We start from the raw sequence: 16,547 nt of genomic DNA, 5'->3' as shown, positions 1-16,547 counted from the left end.
CTCACCGGGCGGTATAAAGGCGATTATCCCACATTGTGAAATCCTTGTCTCAGTATGCAAAAAACGGCTTGCGCGCCGCACAGTTTTTTATTTCACAAACAGGTAAGTCATTTCATATCTCGAAATTAATTATATATCTATATGATTTTTAACAGAAAAATATTTACTCTTATATAAGATAGAAAACATAGATGCGGTGCAGCATTTGGGTAGACTGTAGTCATCTTGTTCACTGTTAAATCCATCTTAGGAGTTCACCATGAATGCTCGAGAAACTGAGATCCGCAATTTGCAAAAACGCTGGGCAGAAGACCCACGCTGGCAAGGTATCAAGCGTGGTTACACCGCTGAGGAAGTGATTCGTTTGCGTGGTTCTCTGGTTGAGGAGCACACCCTGGCTCGCCGTGGTGCTGAGCGTCTGTGGCAATCCATCAATCAGGAACCCTTTGTGAACGCACTGGGCGCCCTGACGGGTAACCAGGCCATGCAACAGGTCAAGGCTGGTTTGAAAGCGATTTACCTGTCGGGTTGGCAAGTGGCTGGCGACGCTAACAGCGCTGGCGAAATGTACCCTGACCAGTCGCTGTACCCCGTCAACTCGGTGCCATCCGTGGTGCGTCGCATCAACAACTCCCTGGCCCGCTGTGATCAGATCCAGTGGATGGAAGGGGTGAACCCGGGTGACGAAGGCTACGTGGATTACTTCGCTCCTATCGTGGCCGACGCGGAAGCCGGTTTCGGTGGTGTGCTGAACGCATTTGAACTGATGAAGGCCATGATTGTGGCTGGCGCTGCTGGCGTTCACTTCGAGGACCAGCTGGCTTCGGCCAAGAAGTGTGGTCACTTGGGTGGCAAAGTGCTGGTGCCAACTCGTGAGGCTATCTCCAAGCTGGTGGCTGCTCGTCTGGCTGCTGACGTTCTGGACGTTCCCACCATTCTGGTTGCCCGCACGGATGCGGATGCAGCGGACCTGATCACCAGCGATGTGGACGAGTACGATCGCCCCTTCATTCTGGATGAGCGTACGGTGGAAGGCTTCTACCGCACCCGTGCCGGTCTGGATCAAGCCATTGCCCGTGGTCTGGCCTACGCTCCTTACGCCGACCTGGTCTGGTGCGAAACCTCCACACCGGATCTGGAGTACGCCCGCCGCTTCGCGGAAGCCATCCACCGTCAGTTCCCTGGCAAGCTGCTGTCCTACAACTGCTCGCCATCGTTCAACTGGAAGAAGAACCTGGACGACGCCACGATTGCCAAGTTCCAGCGCGAGCTGGGTGCCATGGGCTACAAGTTCCAGTTCATCACTCTGGCTGGTTTCCACGCACTGAACTACGGCATGTTCGAGCTGGCCCACGGCTACGCCCGCAACCAGATGAGCGCCTTCGTTCAACTGCAGGAAAAAGAGTTCGCCGCTGCACCCCTGGGCTTTACCGCTGTGAAACACCAGCGCGAAGTGGGTACAGGCTACTTTGATGCTGTCACTCAGACAGTTGAAGCCGGTAAGTCCTCGACGACCGCACTGGCCGGCTCCACAGAAGCCGAGCAGTTTGCGCCCTCCGAGGCATAAGCAGGACAGGGAAGGGTAGATAGCCCCTTCTCTGGTTGCAGGCAGCCCACCGTACGCTCCAGTCGGTGGGCTGCTTTTTTATTGGCACACTTTTTTGCTTAAAAACTACATATTTCAAATATCAAATTTGAAGGCTTGATATTTGGTGGCAGCTGTTTTGAACAGACTTTGAAGGTATGGAAAGAGGGAGCGGAAACAAGCCCGAAAAGGCTTGCAAAGCGGGTGGTCAGACCTGCCTGTTCTTCAATTCAAGGTGCACGTTTGCGTGGATTGATTTGCATTCACAGCGCTACATTATTTCGTCATGAAAAGTCTTGATAATCAAGGCATTCTCATAGGGAAAAGGCGTGGTAGACTTTGGCCGCGCAAGGGACGCATAAGCAGTGTGAAATCCTTGCACTGTGTTGCGGATGGAATAAAAAAAAGGCTGCCAATAAGCAGCCTTGAAAGCATTGAACAGTTAGCGCCGCGTTGGGGGGGTAACGGCCTGAACAAGATGCATAAGGACAACGATATAGGATCGAAGCAAAGTCGTATTGATTTAAATCAAGAATGAAGAAATATCAGTGGCTTATAGTCCTTCCATGCGCGCATATTCGATTTTTTCTCTTCCAAAGCCCCTCACCGATGAGCAGCGGTCACGTCGGCGACACACATTAGCCCGTTTGGGCCTGTCCTGGCTGGCTGCCATGCAGGTGATGATGTTTGCTTTCCCCGGCTATATGCGCTCTTTCAGCACTCGCGCTGAAGACATTGAATCTCTCTCGCAAGTCATTGTGCTCATGAATTGGGCGGGCCTGTGCTTGACCATGCCTGTCGTGCTGTACTGTGCCTGGCCCATCCTGAAAGGGGCTGTCAAAAGCTTGTCCGAAGGTCGTGTAGGCATGGATGTGCCGGTGGCCTTGGGTATTGTGGGTGCCTTCCTGCCTAGTGTGTACAACACCTGGATCCAGCAGGGCGAGGTGTACTACGACTCGGTCACGATGTTCGTGGCCTTTTTGCTGACTGCCCGTTATCTGGAGCTTTGCGCCCGCCAGTCGGTGACGCAGTCCGCATCCCATGACCTGATCGAACGCTTTCGTCAGTCCGTGACAGGTCATGCCAATACTCTGGCATTCTGGTTTGTCAGCATTCAGCTGGTATTGGCCGCCGCCTTTGGTCTGGTCTGGTACTGGATGGACCCTTCGCATGTCGTTCCTGTTGTGGTTGCCATGCTGGTCATGAGCTGTCCCTGTGCCATGTCCATGTCGGTTCCCTCCGCCGTCGCTTCGGCGCATGCCGGCTTGCTGGCCCGACCTGCCAGGAATGAATTTGAAGTTGTACAACTGACCCAGCAAACTGGCCGCATCGCCCGTCAAAACCTGTACGGTTCGATTGTCTGGCACTTGCTCATGACTCCTTTGGCGGCCTTGGGCATTGTGGCTCCCTGGCTGGCCGCCGTCAGCATGTTGGTGTCCTCTTTGGCCGTGGCGGCCAACTCCTGGCGCATCTATCGCAGCCGCACCCGCGAGGTGCCGGCTCAGTGGACCGGTCCAGCAGCAAGGCAGGGCTGATATGTTTGGCTCTTTGCTGGTCCTGATCCCCATCTCCATTTTTCTGGTCATTGTTATCGGTGTCTCTTTCTGGTGGGCCATTTTTGCTGGCCAGTTTGAAGATACGGGCAATGCGGCTGATTCCATCTTGCTGGACGACGACTCCACAGCGGGTTTGTCGGGAGCAGAGCGTCCACCCGATTCCTGATACCTTCCAATTTTTTTGTTTTTTAGCCCTGCAAATGGTCGGCGACACACAGTCTGCGGGGCGGAAACACGCGCGAGCGCGTGCTTTCCGAAGTTTTTTGATAAGCATCAAGTAGCAGATTACCGACTTGCTGGATGATGTAGCTTGTTGTCGCTTGTATTAACAATGTTTGTTTAGGGGAAGCAAATGGGCACTTCCGATGCAGTCGGAAATAACGCCGAAGTCTTCAATTACGGGATTGTGAGGCAGTTCGCCATCATGACCGTATTTTGGGGCGTCATCGGCATGGCAATAGGCCTTTTTATTGCCTTGCAGTTGATTTGGCCAGAACTCAATTTCGACACACCGTGGCTTAGTTTTGGACGTCTGCGTCCACTGCATACGAACGCTGTGATTTTTGCCTTTGGTGGCACCGGCTTGTTCGCGACATCCTACTATGTCGTGCAGCGTACCTGTCAGGCCCGTTTGTTCTGCGACAAGCTGGCAGCCTTTACCTTCTGGGGCTGGCAAGCCGTGCTGGTGGCCGCGGTCATTACCCTGCCTATGGGTTACACCAGCTCCAAAGAGTACGCCGAACTGGAATGGCCGATTGACATCCTGATCACGCTGGTCTGGGTGGCTTACGCCATTGTGTTCTTTGGCACGATCGTCAAGCGCCGGGTGCGTCACATTTATGTGGCCAACTGGTTCTTTGGCTCCTACATCGTTACCATCGCTGTACTGCACATTTTCAATAACCTGGAACTGCCAGTCAGCTTCATGAAGTCCTACTCGGCCTACGCCGGTGTGCAGGACGCCATGGTGCAGTGGTGGTACGGCCATAACGCCGTGGGCTTTTTCCTGACCACGTCCTTCCTGGGCATGATGTACTACTTCATCCCCAAACAGGCCAACCGCCCCATCTACTCCTACCGTTTGTCCATCGTTCACTTCTGGGCTCTGGGCTTTACGTACATGTGGGCAGGTCCTCACCACTTGCTGTACACCTCCTTGCCAGACTGGACTCAGTCCTTGGGCATGACTTTCTCCCTGATTCTGCTGGCTCCCTCCTGGGGCGGCATGATCAACGGCATCATGACCTTGTCGGGTGCCTGGCACAAGCTGCGTACTGACGCGATCCTGAAGTTCATGGTTGTGGCTCTGTCCTTCTACGGTATGTCTACCTTTGAAGGTTCCATGATGGCTATCCGTACGGTGAACGCGCTGTCGCACTACACCGACTGGACCATTGGTCACGTGCACTCCGGTGCGCTGGGCTGGGTTGCCATGATTACCTTCGGTTCCCTGTACTACCTGATCCCACGTCTGTACGGCCGTACTGAAATGGCTCGTCCTCGTCTGATCGATCTGCACTTCTGGCTGGCTACCCTGGGCGTGGTGCTGTATATCGCTGCGATGTGGATTGCCGGTGTGATGCAAGGTCTGATGTGGCGTGCTACCGGTGTTGATGGCACCTTGACGTACAGCTTTGTGGAAGTCGTGAAAGCTACTTACCCCTTCTACGCAATCCGTGCTCTGGGCGGCGCCTTCTTTGTAGCCGGTATCTTGCTGATGTCCTGGAACGTGTTCCTGACCATCCGTGCCGGCGAGAAAGGCATCAACCCGGTTGTGCCCCTCAAGAACCCAGACGCCCGCGATCCAGCCCTGGTGGGTCCAACCCCTGTGCTGGCCTAAGGAGTAAATCATGGCTAATGACACTAAAAAGCGCTTTTCACACGCCACGATCGAGAAAAACACCGGGTTGTTGATCATCCTGAGTATCTTGGTGATCTCTTTCGCAGGTCTGGTTCAGATTGTGCCCTTGTTCTTTCAACACTCGACGACTCAGCCAACTGAAGGCATCGAGCCGTACGAGCCCTTGCGACTGATGGGGCGTGACATCTACATCCGTGAAGGTTGTGTGGGCTGTCACTCGCAGCAGATTCGTATGTTGCAGTCCGAAGTGCAGCGTTATGGTCCTTACTCGCTGGCTGGGGAGTCTGTTTATGACTACCCTTTCCTGTGGGGTTCCAAGCGTACTGGTCCTGACCTGGCCCGTGTTGGGCAGCGCTACAGCGACGAATGGCACCGCATTCACCTGCGCAACCCACGTAACGTGGTGAAAGAGTCCAATATGCCCGCCTACCCATGGCTGCAGAAAAACTCGGTCGAAGGTGAAAACATTCAGGATCGCATGAAGGTATTGCGTACGCTGGGTGTGCCTTACACGCAGGAACAAATTGATGCTGCTCCTCAGGAGCTGGTAGGCAAGACCGAAGAAGATGCGGTGGTTGCTTACTTGCAGGGCCTGGGCGTGGCCAGTCGCGACGCAGCTGCTAGGGCTGTGGAGCAGGGGAGCCACTAAATGCTAGCCATCATCAACGGTGTTATGACTGCTTTGGCGATGGCGACCTTCATTGGCATTTGCTGGTGGGCGTTCTCTCGGGGACGCCGCCAGGCCAACGAAGAAGCAGCGCTTCTGCCTTTCGCCTTGCCCGACGAGGGATGCAACGATAAAAACCCTGGGGGTTCCGAATGAGTGACTTTTTTAATAATGGCTGGAGCCTCTGGATTTCCGGCATCGCCTTGCTAGGCATCATATTTTGTTTGTGGCTGTTGTTTACCCAGCGTGCATTTCTGGGCAAGACAGTCGATGTGGAAGAAACCGGCCACGTCTGGGATGGTGACCTGACCGAGCTGAACACTCCTGTACCTCGCTGGTGGACCGTGATGTACATCGGTTTGTGTGTGTTTGCCCTGGGTTACCTGGTGCTATATCCCGGCCTGGGCAGTTTCAAGGGCACATTGGGTTTTAGTTCCGGCCAGCAGGTCAAGCAGCAACAGGCCGAGATCAATGCTCGCCTGGAGCCTGTGTACGCCCGTTACCGCGAAATGCCTATTGAAGAGATCGCTCGCGATCCGGAAGCTCGCGAAATTGGTCAGCGCCTGTTTCTGAACAACTGCGCCCAGTGTCACGGCTCCGATGCACAAGGTGCTCCCAGCTTCCCTAACCTGGCCAACAAAGCCTGGTTGTGGGGCGGCGAGCCCGAGCAGATTCTGCACACCATTACCGAAGGCCGTACCGGGATGATGCCGCCACAAGCGCAATTCACCCCCGCTCAAGCCTCCGACGTGGCTCAGTATGTGCGTTCCTTGTCCGGTCTGGCTGCAGATCCTCTGCGTCTGGTGGCTGGTAAACGTGTCTATGACAGCGCATGTTTTGCCTGTCACGGTGCGGATGCCAAGGGCAACACGCTGTTGGGCGCTCCTGATCTGACGGACGATTACTGGTTGTATGGCAGCTCCGAAGCCACCATCGTTCAGACCGTCCTGCAGGGTCGTACCAACCAGATGCCGGCTCAGAAAGCCACTTTGACTCCTGAGCAGATTCGTTTGCTGGCGGGTTGGGTCTGGGGCTTGTCGAACAATGCCGAGCCTGCCCAGGCTAACTAATGTGTTTTAAATTGATCTGACGCCTTCAGGACTTGCAATGAGTAGTGATTCTTCCCAACCCAGCGCTGATAACGCGCAGGGAACTGTGCCCAAGTGGCAACCTCCACGTAACACCAAGGGAGCGGGTGGAACCTCTCCGCAAGTCGAGAAGGCGCTGGTCGATGTACGCAGCAAAATCTATCCACGATCCGTCAAGGGCGTATTCGCCCGCTGGCGGATCTGGATGGTGTATTTCACGCAGATCATTTTCTATGGTCTGCCCTGGTTGGAATGGCATGGCCGTCAGGCAGTGCTGTTCGACCTGCTGGAACGCAAGTTCTACATTTTTGGCATGATTTTGTGGCCCCAGGACGTTATTTACCTGACGGTGCTGCTCCTGATATCTGCCTTCTCCTTATTCCTTTTCACCGCCATGGCCGGACGCTTGTTCTGTGGCTATGCCTGTCCGCAGACGGTCTACACCGAGATCTTCATGTGGGTCGAGCGCAAGGTGGAAGGGGACCGTCTGGCGCGTATCCGCTTGGATGAGCAAGCCTGGAACGCCCGCAAATTACGTCTCAAAGCAACCAAGCACTTCCTGTGGATCGTGATTGCTTTGTGGACCGGCTTTACCTTTATCGGCTACTTCGCTCCTATCCGCGAACTGGGTGGCGAGCTGATCGCCCTGTCCCTAGGCCCTTGGCAGTGGTTCTGGCTCTTGTTCTACGCCTTTGCCACCTGGGGTAACGCAGGTTTCATGCGCGAAGCCGTCTGTAAGTACATGTGCCCCTACGCACGTTTCCAAAGTGCCATGGTGGACAGCGATACCTTTGTGGTGACCTACGACTTTGTGCGTGGTGAAACCCGCGGTGGTCGATCTCGCAAGATTGACCATAAAGAAGCCGGTATGGGCGACTGTGTGGATTGCAGCCTCTGTGTTCAGGTCTGTCCGACCGGTATTGATATTCGTGATGGCCTGCAGTACATGTGTATTGGCTGTGGCGCCTGTGTGGACGTCTGTGACCAGGTCATGGACAAGATGGGCTATGAAAAGGGCCTGATCCGTTACACCTCGGAGCGTGCCATTAAAGAGCGCATGACGCAATCGCAGGTGCGACGTCGCATGCTGCGCCCGCGCGTGCTGTCTTATATCCTGATTCTGGCCGTCATTTGCGGTGCCTTCGTCTACACCTTGGCAACACGTACCCCGATGCGTGTGGACGTGATTCGTGACCGTGGTGCTCTGGGCCGTGAAGTGCCCGGCGGCATGATCGAAAACGTGTTCCGTTTGCAAGTCATCAATACCTCGGAAGAGGCGATGGAGTTGCAGTTGTCCGTAACAGGTCTGGAAGGCGCACGCATTCACTTGACCGAGAACGGCCAGGATCACATTCATGTGGCCCCTGCAGGCAATAGATTGTTGCCTGTCGTGGTGCAAGTCCCAATTAGTAGTGCCAAGCCAGGCCTGTATGATATTTCCATCCAGGCAGTCGGCGAGCATGAAGGGGGCCGCAAAACCTACGTGAATGAACGCAGTAGTTTCTATATTCCTCAGTAACTTTATAAAGAGCAAAACATGGACGAATCAAAGGACAGTGGACCCTGGTGGCGTGAACCGTGGCCCTGGTTGTTGATGGCCGGCCCGGCTCTGGCTATCGTGGGCTGCGTCATTACCATTGTGCTGGCGTTCCAGAACTTCAGTAATCAGGGAGTGACGGACGGCGGCGTCAAGCAAGGTCTGGTCGTCACCAAAGGCGAGCCTGCCCGCGAGCAGCGCTAAAAGTAGTTGATACACCGTTACGCTAGGGTTGAGAGAAGTATGTTTCCGTTCAAGAAGGGGGTACGAATGACCATCCGATCGTTGATGTGGATACTGTGGCCTTCATTCCTGGTCGCTGGGGTACTGAGTGCAATCGTGTTTGCTTTGGTAGACCCGTTGGACATCGTTGTGCTTGGACATATGCAAGTAGATCGACTGACCTTTTATACGGTGGCGTTTTTTCTGTTCTGGGTGGCCGCTGCGGTGGCTTGTACGCTTAGCCTGTATATGTCCTCTGGTTCGCCAGCGGTACTGGCTGAACCGGCAGATAGTCTGGACTGATTTCGACAAGCGCCAAAAGACAAAAAAGCACATGCAAACTGCATGTGCTTTTTTTTGTGCGCGCTTGGTGCTGGGGAGTGATGCAGCAGGCCCTAGAGACGTTCAGAGCCTTGCGTAAGCCCTAGGCAATACCAGGTAAAGCAAGTAGCCAGCCAGTGGCTTTAATCGCACTCCGTGCCTGCCAGAGTGCGCAGGGCGGCCAGATCCAGCAAGTGGACTTCACGCTGGGAGATTTTCAGCAGACCTTCGCGCGCAAAACGCGAGAACAGGCGGCTGACCGTTTCCAGTGTCAGGCCCAGGAAGTTGCCGATTTCTTCGCGGCTCATGCGCAGAATGAATTCGTAAGGGGAGTAGCCAAGCAGCGACAGGCGCTGGGACAGGTTCAGCAAGAAGGCGGCCAGGCGCTGCTCGGAACGCAGTCCGGCCAAGGTCATCATCAGTTGATGGGCGCGGTTGATTTCCTTGCTCATCAAGCGACGGAATTGTTGTTGCAAGATAGGCAGTTGGGCCGACAGGCGGTCTAGATCATCAAGGCGGATCACACAGACCTCGCTGTCTTCCAGGGCGATGGCATGGGAGACATGGCGGTTTTCAACCAGGCTATCCATGCCAAGGATTTCTCCTGGTAATAAAAAGCCCGTAATCTGGATGTGGCCGGTGGAATCTTCCAGCTGCATCTTGATAGAACCAGAGCGCAGACCATAGATTCCCTCGACTGAGTCGGCCAGTCGAAACAGCACGCCGCCCTTGGGGATGCGGATGCGCTCCTTGACTAATTCGTCCAACCGCTCCATTTCATGCTTAGGCATCCCAAGAGGTAGACATACCTCATTGAGCATACAGCTGGAGCAGCGTATGGAGTCAGCGGTAACCGAGATACGTTTTTGCATAAGGAATAATGTCAGATGGCGAAACGCTAAATCTTTGAGTCAAATCAAGTGTAATTGTAGCTTTTTATTGGTTGGTATTCCCGCTAATCCTTAATATGTTTAGTTCTTAAGGGCCGCGCCATGCGGGAAGCGGCTGCCCATGCCGGGTACAGCGCGGTCAGACTGCTTTTGCCAGGTTGTTGTTTAAAAGCGATCCAAACACTTGAATACTTGGTTTTTGTCCTTATCTTCAATTCATCCTGTTATTTGTTGCGAGATCTGGGCGAGCAGTATTTAGTAACTGTTTGCTTTAGCTTATCGCATATTTTCTCAAGTGAAAATTCTATGCGAATCGATAAATTGACAACGAAGTTTCAACAGGCTCTAGCCGATGCGCAGAGCCTGGCTGTTCGCGAAGACAACCCCTATCTGGAACCCGCCCACGTACTGGTCGCCTTGCTGGCCGATGCCGATTCCGGCACTGGCAGCTTGCTGGCTCGTGCGGGCGTCGCCATTCCCCGTCTGGAAAATGAGCTTAACCGCCTGATCTCCAATCTGCCCAAGGTACAAGGGGCGGAAGGTCAGCAGCAGCTCAGCTCGGCTCTGCAAGCCGCTTTGGCGAAAACCGACAAGGAAGCCGCCCAGCGCGGTGATACCTATATCGCCAGCGAGTTGTTCCTGCTGGCCCTGGCTGACGACAAAGGCGAAACCGGTCGTGCCTTGCGCGATGCCGGCTTGCAGCGCCGTGCCTTGGAAGCGGCCATTGAGGCCGTACGCGGTGGTGCCAATGTGAATGATGCCGAAGGTGATAGCAACCGTGAGGCGCTGGACAAGTACACCACTGACCTGACCGAGCGTGCCCGTCTGGGCAAGTTGGACCCGGTGATTGGCCGTGACGACGAAATTCGTCGCACTATCCAGATTCTGCAGCGTCGCACCAAGAACAACCCCGTGTTGATTGGTGAGCCTGGTGTGGGTAAGACCGCCATTGTGGAAGGCTTGGCGCAGCGTATCGTGAACAACGAAGTGCCCGAAACCCTGAAGGGCAAGCGTGTTCTGGTGCTGGACCTGGCTGCCTTGCTGGCGGGTGCCAAGTACCGTGGCGAATTTGAAGAACGTCTGAAAGCCGTCTTGAAAGAGCTGTCCAAGGACGATGGCAAAACCATTGTCTTTATTGACGAGTTGCACACCATGGTGGGCGCCGGTAAGGCCGAAGGTGCCATGGATGCCGGCAATATGCTCAAACCCGCCTTGTCGCGCGGCGAGCTGCACTGTATCGGTGCCACCACGCTGAACGAGTATCGCCAGTACATCGAGAAAGACGCGGCTCTGGAGCGTCGTTTCCAGAAAGTGCTGGTTAACGAACCGGACATGGAGTCCACCATTGCGATTCTGCGTGGTTTGCAGGAGCGCTACGAGCTGCACCACGGTGTGGCGATTACTGACCCGGCCATTGTGGCTGCGGCCGAGCTGTCGCAGCGCTACATTACGGACCGTTTCCTGCCCGATAAGGCCATTGACCTGATCGACGAGGCCGCGGCCCGTATCCGTATGGAGATCGACTCCAAGCCCGAGGTCATGGACAAGCTGGATCGCCGCATCATTCAGCTGAAGATCGAGCGTGAAGCGGTCATCAAGGACACGGACGAAGCCTCTCAGCGCCGTTTGCAGGCCATCAATGACGAGATGGAGAAGCTGCAGCGTGAGTACAACGACTATGAAGAGATCTGGAAAGCCGAAAAAGCGGCAGTTCAGGGCTCGCAAGTTGTTAAAGAGGAAATCGAGAAGGTTCGCGCCGAAATGGCCGAGCTGCAACGCAAGGGCCAGTTCGACAAGTTGGCCGAGCTGCAATACGGCAAGCTGCCCGAGCTGGAAGAGCGCCTGAAAGCGGCTGAAGCCAATATGGACAAGGCTGATCAGGACAAGCCTCGCTTGTTGCGTACACAGGTTGGTGCCGAGGAAATCGCGGAAGTGGTTTCGCGTGCAACCGGTATTCCTGTGTCCAAGATGATGCAGGGCGAGCGTGAAAAGCTCTTGCAGATGGAAGACTACTTGCACAAGCGTGTGGTCGGCCAAGGTGAAGCCGTACGTTTGGTGTCGGATGCCATCCGTCGCTCGCGCGCCGGTCTGTCTGATCCGTCCCGCCCTTATGGTTCCTTCCTGTTCCTGGGGCCAACCGGTGTGGGTAAGACCGAACTGACCAAGGCATTGGCCAACTTCCTCTTTGATTCCGAGGATCACATGATTCGTATCGACATGAGCGAATTCATGGAGAAACACTCGGTGGCTCGTTTGATCGGGGCGCCTCCCGGCTACGTGGGCTATGAAGAGGGCGGTTACCTGACCGAGGCCGTGCGTCGCAAACCTTATTCGGTGATTTTGCTGGATGAGGTCGAGAAAGCACACCCCGACGTCTTTAACGTGCTCTTGCAGGTGCTGGACGATGGTCGTTTGACCGATGGTCAGGGCCGTACGGTGGACTTCCGCAATACGGTGATCATCATGACCTCCAACCTGGGTTCGCAGCATATCCAGCGTTTGTCGGGCGAACCTTACGATGTGATCAAGGAAGTGGTGTGGGAAGAAGTGAAGCAGCATTTCCGCCCCGAGTTCCTGAACCGTATCGACGAAGTGGTGGTATTCCACGGTCTGGAAGCAGAACACATCGAGTCCATTGCTCGTATCCAGCTTGAACGTCTGGATCAGCGTCTGGCTCAACGTGACATGCATCTGGAAGTCAGCGAGGCTGCTTTGGCTCAGTTGGCCAAGGCCGGGTTTGACCCTGTGTTTGGCGCACGTCCTTTGAAACGTGCCATTCAGCAGCACATTGAGAACCCGGTGGCACGCTTGATTCTGGAAGGCCGCTTTGGTCCTAAGGATGTGGTGCCTGTGGACTGGAAGGACGGCGAGTTTACGTTCACCCGCAGTATCCAGTAATGAGCAGGCTCTGATTACTGCTGTGCTGGTGAGCGTTGAGCAGTAGAGCGGACCAGCGCATGCAGTAAGCCTTAGTTGAAACGGCAGTAAAAAAAGCGCCTTGGGCAACCAAGGCGCTTTTTCTTTGGCTCGACGGATTGTTTCAAGCTTGGGTTGCTTTACCTGTGATCTGTGCCACCCACTTGGGTTTTAGCAAAGACGAAGCTATTCAGAATCTTGGTGTGGCTCAGCCATGCAGTGTTTGTATAAAGGGTAGCTTTCAAGCAGAGACTGTCTTAGTCACGTGTACTGAGACCGTAAGGACGACCGTTCAGGCCTCGCTTAGGCGTTCTCGTGCGCCGGTGCTGGGGGCGGAGTCAGGTCCAGTTCATCCTTGCCGTAGAACTTCACACCGATCTCGACACGAGGGCGGCCTTGCGAGCGGCGGTGGCGGTTGGTGTCGCGCAGCGAGTACACGCAGCCGCAATATTCCTGCTGATAGAAGTTCTCGCGCTTGCTGATCTCCAGCATGCGTTGCGAGCCGCCACCTTTGCGCCAGTTGTAGGTCCAGTATTTCATCTCCGGATAACGGGCTGCGGCGCGCTCGCCGCAGTCGTTGATCTGGTTCATGTCTTTCCAGCGCGAGATACCCAGGACGCTGGAGATGATGTCATAGCCATTTTCATGGGCGTAGAGGGCTGTGCGCTCAAAGCGCATGTCAAAGCAGACCGTGCAGCGCTCGCCACGCTCGGGAGCGTGTTCCAGGCCGCGTACGCGTTCAAACCAGTTATCCACGTCGTAGTCGGCATCAATAAATTCGATACCGTGCTGTTCGGCAAAGCGGATGTTTTCCTGCTTGCGCAGTTCATATTCGCGCACCGGATGGATATTGGGGTTGTAGAAGAAAACGGTGTATTCAATCCCCGAGGCGTGCAAGGCCTCCATCACCTCGCCCGAACAGGGGGCGCAGCAGGAGTGCAGCAGCAATTTCTCGCGCTTTTCCGGCATGGTTAAAACTGGACGATTGAGCTGAGTGGACATGAATCTGAATCCGAGAAAAAGGGCGTCCCGAGTCGGTCGCACAATAAATCAATGCGACTATTGTAGATTCTTGGCAAAGTTTAGTGAAATCAATCTGTTGCCTTAGTACCCCAGGACCTCGTCCCATAGTCGCGTCACGGCCTGCCGTTCCTGAGTCAACTCGGTCTGCGGCACACGGGCTTTTTCCGCCCCTTCCAGACGTAATGCGTGCTGACGACGGCGCAGGGCACGGTAGGCATCGGCAACTTCCTGAGCATGGTCAACCGCAATCAGGCCCGCTTGCGCGGCAATGCCCAGCAAGGCGATATTGCCCAGGTTTTCCAGCAGTTTGGGATGCTCGCGGCTATGGCACAGCACCAGATATTGGGTGATGAACTCCACATCCACCATGCCGCCACGGTCGTGCTTCAAATCAAACAGCTCGCTGCGGTTGGGGTGCCCGGCACTGATCTTGTCACGCATGTCCAGAATGTCGGCGCGCAGTTTGCGACGGTCACGTTCCATCAACAAGATGGAGCGGCGGATTTCATCGAAGCGTTCCTTGATCTGGGCATCCCCGGTCACAAAACGGGCACGGGTAATGGCTTGATGCTCCCAGGACCAGGCGCTACGGGTTTGATACTGCTCGAAGGCATCCACACTGACGGCCAGCAAACCGGCATCGCCATCCGGGCGCAAACGCAGGTCAATATCGTAGAGACGACCGGAGGAGGTCATGGCCGACAACCAGCTGGTCATGCGGCGAGCCAGTTTGATGTAGCGCTCCACATTATCCTGGCTGGGGTCGTCATAGAGAAACACCAGATCCAGGTCCGAGGCGTAGCCAATTTCCTTGCCGCCCAGCTTGCCGTAGGCGATGACGGCAAAGCGGGGCGGGGTGTCGTGTTCAGGGCCCAGGCTGCGGGGGCGCGTCAGAGGCCAGGTACGCTCCAGCGTCTCGGCCAGCATCATATCGGCCAGGGCCGAGAGCTGGTCGGCCAGTGCCTCTACCGTCAGCACGCCCTCCAGATCCTGAGCCAGCAACTGGAAGGTGATCTGGTGTTGCCAGTCGCGCATCATGTTCATTTGCTGTTCGACATCAGCCTGGCCATCGGGCAGGCGGCAGGCGTCCAGATCGCGGCACATTTGCTCGGACAGGGCTGCAAAGTCCGGAATTTCCATTAGCGAATGCCATTCGATCAGGCTGTCCAGCAGGAGCGGGTATTGAGCCAGATACTGGGCGGCCCAAGGGCTGGCCGAGACAATACGGGCGACGCGGGCCAACGTATCGGGGTATTCAGCCAGCAAAGCCAGATAAGCACTGCGTTGGGCGATCAGCTCGATCAGGTTGAAGAGCCGTGTCGCTGTCATTTCCGGGTTTTCGGAGCGGTAGGCGTAGTCCTCAGCCAAGGGGATCAAGCGTTGTACGCGATCCAGGCTGGCATTGGGCAGGCTGCGCAGGCGATGGCTGTTCAAAAGGGCCTGACGTAATTGTTCGATGCGTTCCTGCAAAGCCTGATCTTGCTCGGCGCTGTTGACTTCGAGGGTGGGGGCTGCCGCTACAGGAGGCTCGGCACTGGCTTCTTCCCCCATACCCGCTAGACGGAAGGCATTGCGGAAGGTATGCGACACAAACTTTCTGTGCTGGCCTAACTGTTCATCGAAGTCGGGCAGGCTCAGGCCCAAGGTGGCGGCCAGCTCGGTGCGCAGTTCCTCGTCCTGGGGCAGCAAATGGGTTTGTTCGTCTTCGCGGTACTGCAAGCGGTGTTCGACACGTCGCAAGAAAGTATAGGCGGCCAGCAGCTTGTCGCAGACCTCCTGGTCCAGCAGACCGGCCGCGCATTGACCGCGCAGAGCCTTGTGCAGGCTGGTGGTTTGCAGGGAAGGTTGCCGTCCACCGCGTATCAGTTGATTGAGCTGGACCACAAACTCAATTTCTCGAATCCCGCCATCCCCCAGCTTGATGTTGTGCCAGGTCTCCACGCCATTGCGGTTCAGGGCGCGGCGTGTCCAGTCCTGACGGATGCGCTCGCGCAGGCCGCGCAGGGCGGACAGGGCATCAAAGTCAAAATACTTGCGATACACAAAAGGGGTACGCAGCGCTTCGAAGTGATGTATATCGCCGGCGCTACGGCTGCCTTCAAAGGCCTGGGCCTTGATGGGGCGCGCCTTGATCCAGGCATAGCGTTCCCACTCCCGGCCTTGATTGACCAGATAGTTTTCCAGGGCCTGCATGCTCCAGGCCAGCGGTCCCGAATCACCGTCCGGGCGCAGGCGCAAGTCGGTGCGAAACACCTGGCCGAAGGCGTCAGTATCAGACAGCACGGGCATCATGCGCTGGGTCACTTTGCCGTAAAACTCGTGATAGCTCAGGGGGCGGCGACCCTCGGTTTCGCCGTCCTCGTCGTAGAGCATGATCAGGTCAATGTCCGAGGAAACGTTTAATTCCCCCCCGCCCAGCTTGCCCATACCCAAAATAATCATCTCTTGGGGCAGGCCGGTTTCCGAGTTTCTAGGAATACCGTGTACGTCAGCCAGTTGCCGGGTCACGGTCTCATAGGCTTGCGCCACGGCCAGATCAGCCAGGCTGCTCATGGCCTGCATGACTTCTTCCAGTGGCGCCAAGCCATTGATATCGCGGATCATCAGCACCAGAAAGACCCGTTCGCGCAGTTGGCGCAAGGCCTGGCGCACTTGTGCCAGACGATCATTATCGGGCTCGGGCAGCAAAGTCCTATACCATTGCGTAATCAATGCGGGGGTGACAGGGTGTTGGGCTTGCTCTTCCAGCCACGCTCCAAATTGCGGCTGAGCGTTTACTTTTCGACGCAAGGGGCCGGACCATTGCATCACGGGCTTCAATATAATGGACTGGCTCATACGATAAGAGGCTTTTCGGATAAGGGGAACGACAAGTGAAATG

The 16,547-nt window shown here is 55.7% G+C and carries 14 protein-coding genes; 11 read left to right on the top strand and 3 right to left on the bottom strand.

Annotated elements, in window-relative coordinates:
- Nucleotides 1-259: 259 nt before the first annotated feature.
- The 10 genes from aceA to M2Q46_RS05775 all read left to right on the top strand — a co-directional run bounded on the left by aceA (nucleotide 260) and on the right by M2Q46_RS05775 (nucleotide 8,819).
- Nucleotides 260-1,567, top strand: coding sequence for an isocitrate lyase (gene aceA / locus M2Q46_RS05820; protein ID WP_009455950.1), 1,308 nt, complete (start codon nucleotides 260-262; stop codon nucleotides 1,565-1,567).
- Nucleotides 1,568-2,151: 584 nt separating this feature from the next.
- Entirely contained in the window at nucleotides 2,152-3,120 is a 969-nt protein-coding gene (locus M2Q46_RS05815; RefSeq protein WP_051359093.1) for a hypothetical protein, read from the top strand.
- Nucleotide 3,121: 1 nt separating this feature from the next.
- The gene (gene ccoS, locus M2Q46_RS05810) at nucleotides 3,122-3,307 is read left to right on the top strand and encodes a cbb3-type cytochrome oxidase assembly protein CcoS (RefSeq protein ID WP_009455947.1); all 186 of its coding nucleotides are present in this window, start codon (nucleotides 3,122-3,124) and stop codon (nucleotides 3,305-3,307) included.
- Nucleotides 3,308-3,493: 186 nt separating this feature from the next.
- Nucleotides 3,494-4,981 (top strand): cytochrome-c oxidase, cbb3-type subunit I, encoded by a 1,488-nt coding sequence (ccoN, locus tag M2Q46_RS05805; RefSeq protein WP_021446465.1) that lies wholly within the window; start codon nucleotides 3,494-3,496, stop codon nucleotides 4,979-4,981.
- 10 nt (nucleotides 4,982-4,991) lie between these two features.
- Nucleotides 4,992-5,651, top strand: coding sequence for a cytochrome-c oxidase, cbb3-type subunit II (gene ccoO / locus M2Q46_RS05800; protein WP_009455946.1), 660 nt, complete (start codon nucleotides 4,992-4,994; stop codon nucleotides 5,649-5,651).
- The gene (locus tag M2Q46_RS05795) at nucleotides 5,652-5,825 is read left to right on the top strand and encodes a CcoQ/FixQ family Cbb3-type cytochrome c oxidase assembly chaperone (protein WP_026482944.1); all 174 of its coding nucleotides are present in this window, start codon (nucleotides 5,652-5,654) and stop codon (nucleotides 5,823-5,825) included.
- Nucleotides 5,822-6,739: a cytochrome-c oxidase, cbb3-type subunit III gene (gene ccoP / locus M2Q46_RS05790; protein ID WP_026482943.1), complete on the top strand. Its 918-nt coding sequence runs from the start codon at nucleotides 5,822-5,824 to the stop codon at nucleotides 6,737-6,739. The genes M2Q46_RS05795 and ccoP overlap by 4 nt, the downstream gene beginning before the upstream one ends.
- A 37-nt stretch (nucleotides 6,740-6,776) precedes the next feature.
- Nucleotides 6,777-8,276, top strand: coding sequence for a cytochrome c oxidase accessory protein CcoG (ccoG, locus tag M2Q46_RS05785; protein ID WP_026482942.1), 1,500 nt, complete (start codon nucleotides 6,777-6,779; stop codon nucleotides 8,274-8,276).
- Nucleotides 8,277-8,294: 18 nt separating this feature from the next.
- On the top strand, nucleotides 8,295-8,498 hold the full coding sequence (locus tag M2Q46_RS05780; RefSeq protein ID WP_009455940.1) for a FixH family protein: 204 nt from the start codon (nucleotides 8,295-8,297) through the stop codon (nucleotides 8,496-8,498).
- Nucleotides 8,499-8,564: 66 nt separating this feature from the next.
- Complete coding sequence (locus tag M2Q46_RS05775; RefSeq protein WP_022983138.1) at nucleotides 8,565-8,819, top strand: hypothetical protein; 255 nt, start codon at nucleotides 8,565-8,567, stop codon at nucleotides 8,817-8,819.
- A 161-nt stretch (nucleotides 8,820-8,980) separates the two neighbouring features.
- Here the strand turns inward: M2Q46_RS05775 and M2Q46_RS05770 are convergent, their stop codons facing one another.
- Complete coding sequence (locus M2Q46_RS05770) at nucleotides 8,981-9,709, bottom strand: helix-turn-helix domain-containing protein (protein ID WP_009455938.1); 729 nt, start codon at nucleotides 9,707-9,709, stop codon at nucleotides 8,981-8,983.
- 324 nt (nucleotides 9,710-10,033) lie between these two features.
- Here M2Q46_RS05770 and clpB point away from each other — a divergent pair, with 324 nt between their 5' ends.
- A complete protein-coding gene (gene clpB, locus M2Q46_RS05765; RefSeq protein WP_009455937.1) occupies nucleotides 10,034-12,625 on the top strand; it encodes an ATP-dependent chaperone ClpB in 2,592 nt (863 codons plus the stop codon).
- 321 nt (nucleotides 12,626-12,946) lie between these two features.
- On the opposite strand, the gene M2Q46_RS05760 is transcribed toward clpB, so the two are convergent.
- Together M2Q46_RS05760 and glnE are read right to left on the bottom strand one after the other, a co-directional pair.
- Nucleotides 12,947-13,645 carry an epoxyqueuosine reductase QueH gene (locus M2Q46_RS05760; RefSeq protein ID WP_026483517.1) on the bottom strand — a complete coding sequence of 233 codons (699 nt, stop codon included), beginning with the start codon at nucleotides 13,643-13,645 and terminating at the stop codon, nucleotides 12,947-12,949.
- 102 nt (nucleotides 13,646-13,747) lie between these two features.
- Nucleotides 13,748-16,504 carry a bifunctional [glutamate--ammonia ligase]-adenylyl-L-tyrosine phosphorylase/[glutamate--ammonia-ligase] adenylyltransferase gene (glnE, locus tag M2Q46_RS05755; protein WP_203145672.1) on the bottom strand — a complete coding sequence of 919 codons (2,757 nt, stop codon included), beginning with the start codon at nucleotides 16,502-16,504 and terminating at the stop codon, nucleotides 13,748-13,750.
- Between the last annotated feature and the right edge of the window lie 43 nt (nucleotides 16,505-16,547).

The organism is Alcaligenes sp. YSL9, from assembly GCF_030515105.1.
In the GTDB taxonomy this organism is placed as follows: domain Bacteria; phylum Pseudomonadota; class Gammaproteobacteria; order Burkholderiales; family Burkholderiaceae_B; genus Alcaligenes; species Alcaligenes phenolicus.
Note: the sequence above shows the minus strand (reverse complement) of the source record. Positions and strands in the feature narration are given on the sequence as shown.